This window comes from Bacillus sp. AFS073361 (genome assembly GCF_002567005.1).
Classification (GTDB): Bacteria; Bacillota; Bacilli; order Bacillales; family Cytobacillaceae; genus Neobacillus.
Map to the genome: position 1 here is coordinate 61,531 of NZ_NUZU01000011.1, position 15,079 is coordinate 76,609.

At 36.6% G+C, this 15,079-nt stretch carries 8 protein-coding genes and 1 pseudogene; 5 read left to right on the forward strand and 4 right to left on the reverse strand.

Features of this window, described 5'->3' with window-relative positions:
• The 4 genes and pseudogenes from COJ96_RS07115 (at position 1) to COJ96_RS07130 (ending at position 7,597) form a co-directional block, all read left to right on the forward strand.
• The gene (locus COJ96_RS07115; protein ID WP_098572260.1) at positions 1–1,677 is read left to right on the forward strand and encodes a glycoside hydrolase family 13 protein; all 1,677 of its coding nucleotides are present in this window, start codon (positions 1–3) and stop codon (positions 1,675–1,677) included.
• A gap of 248 nt (positions 1,678–1,925) precedes the next feature.
• Positions 1,926–6,203 (forward strand): glycoside hydrolase family 66 protein, encoded by a 4,278-nt coding sequence (locus COJ96_RS07120; RefSeq protein WP_180230014.1) that lies wholly within the window; start codon positions 1,926–1,928, stop codon positions 6,201–6,203.
• A gap of 147 nt (positions 6,204–6,350) precedes the next feature.
• Positions 6,351–7,339: pseudogene (locus tag COJ96_RS07125) on the forward strand (ROK family glucokinase).
• A gap of 21 nt (positions 7,340–7,360) precedes the next feature.
• Positions 7,361–7,597, forward strand: coding sequence for a hypothetical protein (locus COJ96_RS07130; RefSeq protein WP_098572262.1), 237 nt, complete (start codon positions 7,361–7,363; stop codon positions 7,595–7,597).
• 1,015 nt (positions 7,598–8,612) lie between these two features.
• Here COJ96_RS07130 and COJ96_RS07135 read toward each other — a convergent pair.
• From COJ96_RS07135 to COJ96_RS07145, 3 genes are read right to left on the reverse strand one after another with little or no spacing between them, the layout of a single operon-like run.
• The gene (locus COJ96_RS07135) at positions 8,613–9,743 is read right to left on the reverse strand and encodes a Ger(x)C family spore germination protein (RefSeq protein ID WP_098572263.1); all 1,131 of its coding nucleotides are present in this window, start codon (positions 9,741–9,743) and stop codon (positions 8,613–8,615) included.
• Between the two features lie 13 nt (positions 9,744–9,756).
• A complete protein-coding gene (locus tag COJ96_RS07140) occupies positions 9,757–10,842 on the reverse strand; it encodes a GerAB/ArcD/ProY family transporter (protein ID WP_098572264.1) in 1,086 nt (361 codons plus the stop codon).
• An 8-nt stretch (positions 10,843–10,850) separates the two neighbouring features.
• Positions 10,851–12,344, reverse strand: coding sequence for a spore germination protein (locus COJ96_RS07145; protein WP_098572265.1), 1,494 nt, complete (start codon positions 12,342–12,344; stop codon positions 10,851–10,853).
• A gap of 779 nt (positions 12,345–13,123) precedes the next feature.
• Between COJ96_RS07145 and COJ96_RS07150 the strand changes: the two genes are divergently transcribed.
• Positions 13,124–14,344: an IS110 family RNA-guided transposase gene (locus COJ96_RS07150; protein WP_098572266.1), complete on the forward strand. Its 1,221-nt coding sequence runs from the start codon at positions 13,124–13,126 to the stop codon at positions 14,342–14,344.
• A 154-nt stretch (positions 14,345–14,498) separates the two neighbouring features.
• Here the strand turns inward: COJ96_RS07150 and COJ96_RS07155 are convergent, their stop codons facing one another.
• Positions 14,499–14,990 carry an aldo/keto reductase gene (locus COJ96_RS07155; RefSeq protein ID WP_257148457.1) on the reverse strand — a complete coding sequence of 164 codons (492 nt, stop codon included), beginning with the start codon at positions 14,988–14,990 and terminating at the stop codon, positions 14,499–14,501.
• Between the last annotated feature and the right edge of the window lie 89 nt (positions 14,991–15,079).

The window sequence follows — 15,079 nt, forward strand, 5'->3', positions numbered from 1 at the left end:
ATGGAAAAGCAATGGTGGAAAAATAGTGTCGTTTATCAAATTTATCCGCGAAGCTTCATGGATAGCAATGGAGACGGAATCGGAGATCTCCGTGGAATTATTTCTAAACTAGATTATCTAAAAGAATTAGGTGTGGATGTCATTTGGCTGTCACCAGTTTATCAGTCCCCAAATGATGACAATGGGTATGATATCAGTGATTATCAAAAAATCATGAATGAGTTTGGTACGATGGAAGATATGGACGAGCTATTGAAACAGCTACACGAACGTGATATGAAACTGATGATGGATCTAGTTGTGAACCATTCATCGGATGAGCATCACTGGTTTGTCGAGTCGCGTAAATCAAAGGATAACCCATATCGTGACTATTATATCTGGAGGCCGGGCAAGGACGAGACAGAACCGAATAATTGGACCTCTTTCTTTAGCGGCTCAGCATGGCAATATGATGAAGCAACGGAAGAATATTATCTACACCTGTTCAGCAAAAAGCAGCCTGATTTGAATTGGGAAAACCCTACGCTTAGAAAAGAAATTTATGACATGATGAAGTGGTGGCTGGATAAGGGGATTGATGGATTCCGAATGGATGTGATTAACCTGATTTCAAAAGTGGATGGACTTCCGAGTGCTCCTGGGGGAAAACCATACGACTGGGGCGGAGATTTCTTTATGAATGGTCCGCGTGTCCATGAGTATTTGCAAGAAATGAATCAGGAAGTTCTTTCAAAATATAACATTATAACCGTTGGTGAATGCCCTGGGGCCACTACCGCAGATGCCATAAAGTATGCAAACAATGAAGGAACAGAGTTGAACATGATTTTTACCTTTGAGCATATGGATTTGGATTCAGGTCCTGGAGGTAAATGGAATGTAAAGCCTTGGAAGTTATCTGACCTAAAAGAAGTTATGTCCAAATGGCAGAATGATTTGGAAGGTAAAGGATGGAACAGTCTTTATCTAAATAACCATGATCAACCAAGAATGGTTTCCCGCTTCGGAAATGATAAGGAATACAGGGTTGAATCTGCCAAAATGCTCGGGACCTTTCTTCATATGATGAAAGGGACTCCGTATATCTACCAAGGGGAAGAGCTTGGTATGACCAATGTCTGCTTTGAACAAATAGAAGATTACAACGATATTGAAATCCACAATATGTATATGGAGAAAGTGGTGGAAGGCGGGGAAGATCACAATCAAATCATGGAGGCCATTTATATAAAGGGCCGTGATAATGCCAGAACACCGATGCAGTGGGATAACAGTGAAAATGCTGGGTTTACGATAGGGAAACCATGGTTAAAGGTGAATCCTAATTACAAGGAAATCAATGCAGCTCAAGCAGTTGCCGATCAAGATTCGATTTTTCATTACTATCAAAAGTTGATTAAACTTCGTAAGGAATATGAGGTGATTGTCTATGGTAGATACGATTTAATCTTGGAAGCTGATGAAAAGATTTACGCGTATACGCGGACACTAGGAAATGAGAAATTAGTGGTTTTGTGTAATTTCTCTGGTGAAGATGCACCAATTGAATTTCCAGATGATATTAAATTTATTAAGCCTGAACTGTTAATTGGCAACTATGAGGTTAATGAAGAAGTCCCTGTTACCTCATTTAGCCTGAAGCCATATGAAGCACGAGTTTATTTAATAAAATAATCCTTATTTGTTAACCCTGTCTGATTGGCAGGGTTTTTTCGTGGAGTTCTTTTGGTGTTTTTTATTTCTCACCTATTAATATAAAACACTATCGAAATCAAGTTTACTTCTAAAGAACAAAATAAAAGACACCAAAAAAGTATTGTTAACGGTTACAAGTTACCTTTGTCTATAAGAAAATGAACCTATCATCTCATTTCGAAAGGAGTCTTTTGTTCACAATATCTCAAGAATTTAAGGAGGAAGCCATGAAAAAATCCAAAAAGAAACGAATATTACCAATTGCTAGTTTAGTTGCATTAAACTTGACTCTAACTTCTCTGCCGTTGATACCAATGACAAAAGCTCACGCCACAAGTCCCAATATTTATGAGGCTGCTAAAAAGCAGCTGCCAAGTGAACCAATTCAAGCCTTTTTAGTAGATAAAGCCCGTTATAATCCGGGGGAAAAAGTGACCATGTCACTACTTTTCGATTCATCTAAGGAATGGAAAGGTACACTTAACTTGGACGTCTATCATTTAAATGAGAAGGTAGCGGAAGGAAAGAAGAATATTCAGGTCAAGAGGGATGTAAAGGGATTAGAAATCGTCTGGACTCCACCTGCTGATGACTTCCGCGGTTATATGGTAAAAGCCTCAATCGAGGGGTCCAATCAAACGCTAACCGCTGCAATTGATGTCTCCAGTGATTGGACTCACTATCCACGTTACGGGTATACGACGGAGTTTCCTAAAGAGACAGCCGTTGAAAGCGATAAAAAGATGAAGCAGCTTACACAGGAATATTATTTAAATGGATTCCAATTTTATGATTGGATGTGGCGCCATGACGTATCGGTTTATTCCAAAACGGGCAGTAATGGGAAACCGATTTTGGATAAAGACGGAAATTTTATTACTGAAGAAATCGGTTCAAATACAGTTTACAAAGATTTATTAGGCCGAATGCTGTTTCCGCTTACCATAAAGCAACAGGTTCAAGCTGCGCAAAAATATAATGCAGCCGCCATGGCTTATCAAATGAACTACGCGGCAAGGGAAAATTATCAGGATTTCGGTGTAAAAAAAGAATGGGGACTGTATCGGAAGAATGCCCAGTTTCCCAATCCTTCTCAACAGGATCAGGAAGGTTTTATCTTTGACTGGGCAAATACAGGACTTTACCTTCAGGATCCAGGTAATCCATCTTGGCAAACTTATATTAACAAACAGTTTGCTAGAAGTGTAAACGATTTCGGCTTTGATGGAATGCATCTTGATCAATGGGGCGCAAATGATAATGATTACTTATATGACTACAATGGTGAGGAACGTTATTTTTCCAAGGACTATGATTCACTAATCAATTCGGTTAAAGATTCACTTGTGAAAAATAATAGTAAGAAGGATTTTGTTACCTTTAACATGGTTGGAGGTAATGAAGGCTACAAGGATGTCCCTAAGCCAACGACTAACACGGATTTTGATTACAGTGAAATTTGGCAGGACAAGGACAACTATCGTAATCTAGTTAAAGTAGTAGAAGATACTCGTAAGACAAACGGCGGAAAAGCTGTGGTTATTGCAGGATATATGAATTATAAGCAGGCAACCGGAATTCACTATGAGGCTGCAGATGTGAAAGGTATTCCGAAAGCAGAGCGATTTTCCTCTAGTATTCAAAAAGTCCCGGGCTGGGTAGGGGACTTCGGAAGACAAGACGAGGATCAAATTATTTGGACAGTGGATGTTCCGGAATCAGGAACCTACAATGTGGATCTCAAATATGGACATGATAATGAGGCTAGCCCAGAAGGGAAGTTATCTGTTAATAACCAACTTGTAGAGAATGCCATTACTTTTAATGAAAAAACAGGTTGGGGAAATCCAGTTGCCAATAAGAATTTATCTCTGCATTTAGAAAAAGGAACCAATAAAATTAAGCTTCAACTTAACACCAACAATCTGTGGCTAAACGTAGATAGTATGGTGGTTAAAAACGATTCGTTTGAAAAAGAATATGAAGCTGAAGATGCAGAATTAATCAGTTGTAAAGTTGATAAAATTGGACATGTGGAAAATTTTGAGATAGACGGAGATTATATCGAGTTTACGGTAAAGTCGGCCCAGGCTGGAACTTATCCAATTCAATTTGGCTATAGTGTAGGAACAACGGTGGTCAATCGTAATCTGTATGTGAATAATGAGCTCATATCTAATTCTATTAAATTAGAACCAACTGGAAGCTGGGAGATATTTAATGATTCCGAAGCTATTCAAGTGCCTTTAAAAGCAGGAGAAAATAAAGTGGTATTAAAGGTAGAAAAGGTAAATGATACAGGCGCTAAAGTAGATTATCTTAAGGTAGGGGATTCTCGCTATCAAGCGGAAAAATCAACTGTTGGCTGGGACCCTACTCAGAAGCCAATAATAGAAACAGCAAGTAATCAAATTAGTAACTTTAAACAGCAGGGAGATTATCTGTCTTTCAAAGTGGATTCAGATGAGTCTAAAGAGTTACCAATCTCCATTACATATAAAAATGCTGGAGCGGAAACAGAACGTAGTCTTCTTGTAAATGGAAAAAAAGCAGGAATCGTTCACTTTAATCAGACAAACGCTGGCTGGAACAAAGTTCATGTACCAATCTATCTTTATAAAGGAACAAATGAGATTCAACTGAAGATGGAAGATCAAACCACTGAAAAAGGTATTGAAGTGGATCAGTTGGAAGTAAACCATCAAGTAATTGAAGCAGAAAAAACCGATCTAGGCTGGAGTCCTGTTGAGGCTAGAACGAGCAGCATTTCTGTATCTCCTGGAAAAACCGATAATTTTGGTCAGGCAGGTCAACGGGCCATCTTTACCGTTAATAACGAAAAAGAAACAGATACTCTCCGGTTTAAATATCGTACCGGTAATAATCCAAGGGTAAATATTTATGTCGATGGAAAATTAATACCAGCAAATAACTCATATGTGGATGGGAAAACGGTTTCTGAGAATATTTTTGCCAGTACACCAGGCGGCTGGGACGGTGCAATGGTGGAAAAGTCTATTAAAGCAAATGTACCTGCCGGCCAGCATGAGGTGTTATTTGAATTGGCTTCAAATGGAGAGTATATCAATTTAGATAGTTTGCTGGTTGGAGATGAGGAATATCAAGTCGAAGAGGCAGCTTTTGCTCCGGAAGGTAATGGAATTACGACATCAGAAGGCTATATATACGACTTTAACGAGGATGGGGACTTCCTGACTTTTGATGTAAATACAGCAAATGCAGGGAAGTATGATTTGACATGGAGGTATAACAATGACTCTTCGTCAAAAAGAACGGCGAATCGTTCTGTTTATGTAAATAACGAGAAAATAGATGATGTTAATTTTGCTTACAGTAATAATTGGAAAGATCAAACTATGACAGGAATTCCTTTAAAAGAAGGAAAAAATAAGATTACCATAAGAGTCGAGAATCTAGATGATGATGGGGTGAAGCTAGATTATTTACAAATCGGAAGTAAAAAGTATCATGCCGAATCAACTAATTCTCTGCCTACAATGCAAATCTATAAAGATACGTTATTAAATTTCGGACATGCAGGGGATGAAGTTACTTTTGACGTAGATTTAAAGGAAAAAGGAGAAACTAGTTTTATATTTACTTATTCTAATGCAGGAGCCGACACAGTAAGAACAATCTATGTGGATGGAAAACCAGTGTTAGATGACAAAGGGAATCCGTATACGGTCGCATTTAATACTACAAAAAATATAGATACCTATAGTGAAGACGGATATGTGGTATTACCAGGTTTAGATTCAGGTAAACATACGATTACGTTGAAACAGGATGATAATCAAAAGGGTTCTATTAATTTACGTCGTATGACCGTTGGACTATTTGATGAACCATCGGTACGTTTAATGGATGCGGGACTCGCGGCAATGGGCGCGACACATATTGAAATGGGTACAGCTGAGAAATACGATGAAGGACCTAATATGTTGGCACATGAATATTATCCGAATCGCAGTAAAAAAATGAGTCAATCTCTTAAAGAATCTATGAAGGATTATTATAAGTTTTTTGCTGCCTACGAAAATCTGCTTTTTGATAGTAAAGGGACGGATCGGATGATAAAGGCCGAAGAGAAAGGCCAGCCACTAAAAGTCAGCAGAGATGGAGAGAAAAATACTATTTGGTCAATTGTTAGGGAAAACAAGAATAATGGTTTTGAGGACTATGACGTAGTTCATCTCATTAATCTATTAAATAATGATTCCAACTGGAGAAATGCAGCATCAAAACCAATTAAGCATCAAGAATTAACAGTACGATACCCAATAGGAATGAGCCAACAAGAACTGCCTGACTTAAAGGTTTATTCAGCTAGTCCGGATGCCGACCAGGGACAATTAAAAGAACTTCAGTATAAATGGGAGAAGGAAGAGTTAGTCATTACCCTTCCAAGCTTGGAATACTGGGAAATGATTGTCATCGACCGCGACGGAATTGAAAATAAAAAAACAGAGAAAATAAAATAGTATGATATTTATAGAGTGAGATTATCTGTAATGTATAAATCTCACTCTATTCTTCTATTTTTATAAAGCCAAGTCCCTTTTTTAGGTAGAAAATGTAATGATAGTTTTAAAGATCATATAAATAAAAAGGGAAAAAGAGTGATAGTTATGGAAGAAAAATGGCTTGGTGGTGTGGATATAGGTGGGACCACCATTAAAACATTTGTTAACTTGCATGGTGAGATTATAAAAAGTTCGGAAATAGAAACGGACAAAAGGGAAAGGGGTCAGCATATTCCCACAACTATCTCAAAATCGATTGATCAAAAGTTAAACGAATTATATGAAAAAAAAATAAGTTAATAGGTATCGGAATAGGAGCACCTGGTCCCGTTAATAAAGAAGACGGTTCCATTGAAGTGGCGGTAAATTTAGGGTGGGAGAAATTTCCTTTACGGGAAATTCTTGAAATGGAAACATCCTTACCAGTTATTGTTGAAAATGATGCTAATATTGCAGCAATAGGAGGAATGTGGAAAGGTGCAGGCAAAGGAGCTGTGAACTTAATCTGTGTCACCTTAGGAACAGGCGTAGGAGGCGGGATTATCGTCAACGGTGAGATTGTACATGGTACCAATGGAGCTGGCGGAGAAATTGATCATATTACCTCTGTTCCCAGAGATGGTTTACCTTGTAATTGTGGAAAAACGGGGTGTTTAGAAACCGTTGCATCTGCAACAGGAATTGTCCGATTAGCTCAAAAACGACTAGCTTTTGATGATTGTACTAGTAAATTAAGGGGAATTCATGAGGAAAATCAAGCAATAACAGCCAAGCAAGTTTTTGATGCTGCAAACGAAGGGGATGAATTTGCGAAGCAAATAATCCAACAAGTTGCATATCACTTGGGATTGGCTTTGGCCAATTTACCTAATGGCTTAAATCCTGAAAAAATTGTCATCGGAGGCGGAGTGTCAAAAGCAGGTAACGCACTTTTGAGTAATTTGAGAGAGGAGTTTTTTTCCTTTACTTTTCCAAGAGTATCCCAAGGTGTAGAGATTGTTCCTGCAACACTAGGAAATAATGCAGGCGTAATTGGAGGAGCTTGGCTGGTAAAAAAACACTTGACTAAATTAATAAAAAACGTGTTGATCTAAAATATATGGAGGGTGGTTTTGTTGAAATCAAATGAAGAAACCCTTGAAGACCTAAAAAAAGAATTACTTCGGATTGGTTCAACCAAGCAAAGGGATTATGATTTATTCAAGAGGAAGGGCCAAGTATTAAGTACAACTATTTGTCGAAGATTAAAATTAAGTTGGCCTATGGCTGTCAAGAAAACAGGGTTAATATCTTTTAGAGATAATAGTTCTAGTGGTCCTTTCATTTTGAACTATTGTGTTCTATTAAATTAAATGTTGTTTGTAGTAAAAACACAGGATGGAATATTAGTAAAAAACCATATGTCCCAGGGGATTAGGGCGGTATCATGTTAGAAAGCTGCCTTAGTAGGGCACATAGGGTTTAAAATAGGGGGAAGCCTCGTGAGAGGTTTCCCTACTTTTTTATTGTGAATTTTAGGATGCTTTCTACGCAATTATTCCTTATATTTTTAAAAGATGTCCTTTATCGCTATTTAATACTAATAAAGAACACCTTATCCTTTTATAAGAAAAAAGAATGATAGAGATGCGTAATATAAGACACCTTTTTTGTGATGAAACGGTTTCTTATAAAGGGATTTAAAATCATAATTGTCTTAAAAGTGGATTAGAGAAAGGGGATTAAATATGGAACATTATTTATGTGAAATGTCAAAGAGATCCCTCAAGTCAACTTATAAATAAAGATTAATAGAAACTGTCGGTAACAATAAATAATTAGAAAGAATACAAGACTCGTCCTTGACAAGGTTGAGATCATTTACGATACCAAAGATTAATGGTCAATTTAGTAATGGATTAAAAGTAAAAATTAAAAAATAAATAAAATAATCTGCAGACCACTTAAAAAGGATCTGCAGATGTTGTCGGTAACTTAGGGCGGGTTCCGAATAGAAATAAGTTTGTAACATTTTGGTAACGAACTAAAAATAACTTCCGATAATAATTAGTAACCAAATTTATAACAGTGCCTAAAAAAGCCTTTAAGAATAAGGATTACCAATAACTATTAAGTACTTAAAAAAACTTGAAATAACACTTTTCCTCTAACTTCAATACTGCTCGAGACCTGCGTGCCAGGTCTGGTGGGTTCGATTCCCACGCAGTCCCGCCAATTATGGATTTTCATCATTTACATAATTTCTCATGTTGAAAGTGTTGTTTGATCTTTGTTCAACAATCTGGCCCAATTGTTGAACAAGGATTGTAGTTAATTATGGTTTTACATATTGATACATGGAAGAATAAGACTTTATCATTATCTTTACTAATCAACTGCCCCTGTTCGTTTTATTTCTATCGTTATATTTGGTTTGAACTTTAATCTGGAATACTTTTCTCTCAAATCTTCTTCATTAGTATTGGAATATTTTCGAATACTTTTTATTTTTCTTCCAATGCCAATTGGATCAATTTCTAATTTCCTAAACACCTCAAGAATATCCCCTAATTCTTTGTTTAGTTCTTCCTCAAGTATTTGCTCCAATTTTTTTATGGATTCCTTATTTTTAAAAGTCACAGCAGGCTGTAATTCTATAGTTGAAACTGAAATAGTGGCGTTTAGGTTTACCGCCTCTTCTTTAGAAAATTCAATTTTTCCACGGTACTTTATTGGGCGAATGGTAATATTAAATTTATCTCCTTTTATCTTTTCGACTAGTGTTACTCCCTTTTTTTCTAAAACCTCAACAGGAATGTTAAATGTTATATCTCCCAAAAAAGCATCTCTATTAGTGAATAATTTTATGAACAAGGTTTTTTTCAAAGAGATAGAACCCACCATTTTATCACCCTTAAATAATGCAACACTATTGATATAGGGGGCTACACCCTTCTTATTCGCTATAATAGGTAAGGTAGGATCGATACCAATATCATATAGTGAGGAGAAAAAATCGTGCAAGTTGGAGTCTATTAACATTTCCTTCCTTTCGTGTTTATCTAATAATTGGTAAATATATGATCCCATGTCAGGGAATTCTTCATAGTTATTATTATTAATCGTATCCTCAGCATTGTTTGTAATTGCCAAAAATATTAAAGACCCAATGCTGGTGTCACGTTGCATGGTATCTAAAAAAGAAGCAATTCCTAACATTTCAGTCATATCTTTATCAAATAATATTGTCCTTAGTTGTCCAGAAGTAATGTCGTGGCTTGTCTGTTGTTCTAACCTTTGTCTTATTTGTTTGCTTGTCGTTCCGACGGCAGAAATGGTTACACTTGTCTTTTCTTCTTTACGGTCGAATTGTAACAAGCTAATTGTACCTTTGTATGTATCCTCATCAAGTAAGTCATAACCAATAATTGTTGAAATCCCTTGCCTTTCTAATGTTTTATCAGGGGGCATACATGCAGTGCAGAGAAGGGAACACAATAGAATAAAACATTTTTTCATTTTTTCAACTCCGTTAAGAACGTGAAAAGATTTTAGATTTAATGATTGAAATGAAATATAAGAATATCGGATAGATAAACCATAGGTAAAAGCCAACCTGACTAACTTGATCAAAAAAAAGGTTATTGTCGACTCTTTTTGTGATAAAAAGACTGGTTATAAGAATGATGATAGAAATTATCCATATTCCGTGTTTTTGTTTTAAGTGAAATATTTGTTTAACTCCTTTTGAAGAAATAAATAGGTATGTACATAAATTCGGAAAAATGACTATTATCCATAATGAAACGGCTATAAATTCAAAACGCTCAATAAATGGAAAATGGACAGAACTTATCATACTGACAATAGGCCAGATATGCCTTTCTAATTCTTTTGGGCTGAAAAATAATATAGAAATAACAGTTGAAAATAAAATAAGGAGGGTGGTAAACCAAACTGCTAATTGACTGAAAAAAAGTATTTTATTTTTCTCCTTTATAAAGGGAAAAATAAAATATAAAGTCTCAAAACCCAACATGGTATAACTACTTTTAAAGACTCCTTTCATCAATTCTGAAGGGGAAGCAGCCAGGATGGGTAAAATTCTAGTAAACTTTATGGAATCTAGTGGTTGATACATCACAAATACCAGCCATATAGTCATTATAAAGGATAAGAAGCATATCCCTGCAATTACTCTGAATCCACCTGATACTGCATAAATGGTTAGTAATAATAGTACTAAAGTGGCTCCCCATTCATAAAACCCTTCATAGCCCCATGTTAGGGACAATTCTATATAACCAATGATGATAGAGTAATTGGCTGCAATGAAGTAAATGACAATAAAGGTATTGATGATACTACCTAGAAAGCGACCAAACAAAATTTCGTGTATTTCATAAAGATTACAGTTTTCATATTTATTTAGTAAGCTAATCATAATCCAAGTGATAAGACTAATGTATAGACCAGATAGTAAAATGGACATCCATGCATCTTGCTTAGCTTCAAGATAAATTATTCTAGGAACACCAAGGATGCCCATCCCAATTTGCGAAGTGTGTATGATAAAGAAAGCAATATAGGCGTTTACAAAACTAATATTTGATTTCATTATCCACCTCAAAATTCATCCAAATCTTTTTCTGTTTTTTTAGATTTCCACCTGGTGCGGATTGCATTTAATGGACGATTGACAATAGGACGTTTCATATAAAAATGATGTGGGAGACGTATTAAGAAATATTTTAAATCCTCGATCCTAAACGGGTATAAAGGTGCAAGATAAGGTTTGTTTAATGATGTCAATTTTAACAAGTGGACCATCAGTACACAGACACCGATAATAATTCCATTTAATCCCCAAATACCAGCTAGAATGATGAAAGGAAATCTGGCAACTCTTATAGCAGTTCCCATTTCATAAATTGGAGCCATAAACGCCCCCAATGCACTAAATGCCACAATAATAATTAGAATATTACTAGTCAAGCCCGCCTCAACAGTTGCTTGGCCAATAACAATCCCTCCAACAATTCCCATTGTTTGACCTACTTTTGAAGGAAGGCGTGCCCCTGCTTCTCTAAGTAATTCAATTAAAAATTCCAATAAAAGTGCTTCTAGCAAAGGGGGGAAAGGAACTTGTGAACGGGATTGACCAATTATTATTAACAATTTAGATGGAATAAGTTCAAAGTGATAGGTAATGGTTGCAACATAGAATGCTGTAAAGAGGAGTGACCCAACCATAGCAAATAATCGTACAAATCTAATAAAAGTACTTAAGGACCATCTTAAATAAATATCTTCTGTTGATTCAAAAAATGATAAAAAATTAGCAGGTCCTATAATGGCAACGGGACTTCTATCTATTAGAACACCAATCCTTCCGTTTAAAATAGAATAGAGGAATCGATCGGGCAACTCTGTTAATATAAACTGTGGAAAAAACGAGTAATGATTATCTTCAAGACATTGTGCTAATACTGAACTGTCACTTATATCGTCAGTTTTTATTTTTTCAAACCTTTCCTTAAGTGTTTTAAGTATGTCATCATCCGCTATATCTTTAATATATATAATTCTTACTTGCTTTTTAGCACGTTCTCCTATTTCTAGTTCATCTGTACACAAATTAGAATCTTTTAGATTTTGTCTTATAATTTTTATATTTGAAGTTAATGATTCTGTAAATGATATTTTAGGACCGTATACCAATGATTCTGTTTCAGCTTTCTCGATAGACCTTTCAATAGGGTTAGTGCAATTTACCATAAATGCTTTACTTTCGACTGATAAGTAAATATAAACGAATCCCTTTAAGAGGGAAGAGATAACCTCTTGTTCATCAAAGTTTGTCTTTACTTCGTCCATTGGTATGTTTTTCAATAAGTAAGAGAAAGTTATGTATTCTATTGGAAGTTGTTGAATGTATTTAATTACATACTCATTTAGAAACTCATGTTTAATTAAATTTTTCATAAAAATAACTTCGAGACAATCTCCACCAACTTCAAGTGTTCTACACATTAAGTCTGGTGATTCGTTTAGGATGTATTTAATTTTTTCATAGTTAGGGCAGTTATTTTTATTTAGATGGATTTTCAATTGAAACATATCCTTCAATAGATTTTTTTTAGTATTTGAAGTAGGCATTTATTTTATACTTGTTTTAACAAAGAAGTAAGGATTGACCTTTGAATGTTTATTTGTATTGAACAGAAAGTGATTTCTGGGACTAAAAACTGTGTGGAAACAGCATTAGTAGCTGTGTACTGTAAAGAGGGTGAATAAAAACCTCACTTAGATACAGTACGGAGAACCGTATCATGAATAACGGTAAACTAAAATCATTTTTGGTGATAAGGATTGTTTATGATTTTGTATAAAACTATATGGTGAGCGATAGTTTAAAGCATTACTTCAGTTGGAGTATTGCACTCTTTTGTTGAACGCACCCGTTGAAAAAGACACCATATGTTTTATTTGGCTGTGTTAACGTTCATGTGCTCTCACGGACCAATTTATGTTTTTATATTTTTAGTCAAATGTAAATTATTCTTCAACTAATCTCCGTTAGAACAAAATGAAAAGATCGCCGCAGCGATCTCCGTACTTAAACACTTGCACCCGTTAGCCAGCCATGAAGCGCAAAAATCAGCGCTTCACTACAGAGAATGAAAATGGGTTGGAACCGTAAATACTGATTCTACGGCTGGGAGAGGAAGGTCAATGAACTATGGTGCGTTAGAGCCCATCCGTTAGTCTGACTCCACCGACCACGGTGCACCACTGACTGTCGCTCCCTTACGGGAAGCACACATGGTAAATTAATCCTATTCTGGTTGTTGCACCAGCCTCTAATTATAATGATCGCCGTAGAAAGGATGTTTTCAATGGATGTAGTCATTGAAAGAGCATGCGGTATGGATGTCCATAAGGACAATATTACTGCCTGTATTTTGACACCTGAAGGAAAGGAGAATCAAATGTTCTCTACTAAAACTGTATTTCTATTACAGTTGGTTGACTGGATTAAACAACATAATTGTACTCATGTCGCCATGGAGAGCACGAGTGTTTATTGGAAGCCTATTGTGAATTTACTAGAAGCCGAGGATATTGAGTTTTTAGTGGTGAATGCCCAACATATGAAGGCAGTTCCAGGACGCAAGACAGATGTAAAGGATGCAGAATGGATCGCCAAACTTCTTCGCCATGGACTACTTAAAGCTAGTTATATCCCTGACCGAAATCAACGTGAATTGCGTGAACTCGTTCGCTATCGTCGAAGTATTATCGAGGAGCGTGCCAGACAACATAATCTAATCCAAAAGGTGTTAGAAGGCGCGAACATTAAGTTGGGATCTGTGGTTTCAGATGTGTTGGGTGTTTCAGCACGAGATATGCTTGATGCCATTGCCGATGGTGAAGAGGACCCTGAAAAACTAGCAAACTTCGTTCGACGCAGCATGAAGAAGAAAGAAGAACTGGAACTCGCCCTAAAAGGCTATATCAATTCACATCAAAGCCTCATGTTAAAAACCATTTTAGGTTATATTGATTTTCTTACTGAGCAAATCGAGATACTTGATACGGAAGTTGCGGACAGAGTCAGCTCTCATCAAGAAGATGTATCACGATTGGATTCGATTCCTGGTATAGCGACCAGAATGGCTGAGCAAATTCTATCCGAAATTGGGACTGATGTGAAGAAACAATTCCCAACTGCAGCTCATATGTGTTCTTGGGCAGGATTAGTTCCTGGGCAAAATGAAAGTGCCGGAAAAAGAAAATCAGCCAAAACTAAAAAAGGAAATAAGTATTTAAGATCGGCGTTAACCGAAGCAGCTCATTCAGTAAGAGGATCCAAAAACTATCTCGGAGCACTGTATAGACGTACAGCATCCCGAAAGGGTAAGAAACGTGCTGGTATTGTAGTCGCTCACGCAATGTTACGTATCTCTTATTATTTCTTAACCCGAAAAGAAATGTATGTAGACCTAGGCGAAGACAACTTTGATAAGCAGAGACAACAATATATCGTTCGGCATTCACTGAGACGACTCGAAAGCTTAGGATACACCGTTACGTTGGAAGAACCTAAAGCATCTTAATCCAGTCACGATTCAAAATGAATGAGCTGCGTCTATTTTAGTATTGCCATTTTACGAATATTACAGAAGTTAATTTTCATGGTAGTTTAAAAACCATTTCTCCCGCGGTATAGGAAAGTATTCACCAGCGACAAGTTCTGGAGGTACGGCTTTGTCAATTCGTAAAAAGGTCGTCTGAACTTAAATTCAGGTCAAGTGAACCGAGTGAATCCTGAAGTTGTGATCTTTTTCTTGCTCCAACTAATGGGATAACATCTTTACCCCGAGATAGAACCCATGCGATAGCAAGCTGCGCAACAGTTACTTGCTTTTCTTTAGCAATTTCACGCAAGGACTCTACAAGGGCTAGGTTCTTTTCAAGGTTTTCATTGGTAAACCGAGGCGCATTAACGCGCTTATCATCTGAACCTAGCACTCTCTCTTTAGACCATGTACCACTCAGTAACCCTCTAGAGAGAACACCATAAGCCGAAAGCGAAATGCCTAATTCCCGTAAAGTAGGCAAAATAGTGGTCTCAATACCCCTATTAAATAGTGAGTATTCCATTTGCAGCCAACTAATAGAATGTACAGCGTGTGCGCGACGAATTGTATCTACTCCTACTTCAGAAAGACCAATGTAACGCACATATCCATTCTTTACCATATCGGCATGGCACCAACCGTTTCTTCAATTGGTACGTTTGGATCGATGCAGGCTGTGCCTGGTTGATAAAGATCGATGTATTCAACACC

Bases quoted from the DNA above. Each gene is read 5' to 3' on its own strand.
- COJ96_RS07115 (WP_098572260.1), top strand. From the start codon at position 1: ATGGAAAAGCAATGGTGGAAAAATAGTGTCGTTTATCAAATTTATCCG.
- COJ96_RS07120 (WP_180230014.1), top strand. From the start codon at position 1,926: ATGAAAAAATCCAAAAAGAAACGAATATTACCAATTGCTAGTTTAGTT.
- COJ96_RS07135 (WP_098572263.1), bottom strand. From the start codon at position 9,743: ATGAAAAAATGTTTTATTCTATTGTGTTCCCTTCTCTGCACTGCATGT.
- COJ96_RS07140 (WP_098572264.1), bottom strand. From the start codon at position 10,842: ATGAAATCAAATATTAGTTTTGTAAACGCCTATATTGCTTTCTTTATC.
- COJ96_RS07145 (WP_098572265.1), bottom strand. From the start codon at position 12,344: ATGTTTCAATTGAAAATCCATCTAAATAAAAATAACTGCCCTAACTAT.
- COJ96_RS07150 (WP_098572266.1), top strand. From the start codon at position 13,124: ATGGATGTAGTCATTGAAAGAGCATGCGGTATGGATGTCCATAAGGAC.
- COJ96_RS07155 (WP_257148457.1), bottom strand. From the start codon at position 14,990: ATGGTAAAGAATGGATATGTGCGTTACATTGGTCTTTCTGAAGTAGGA.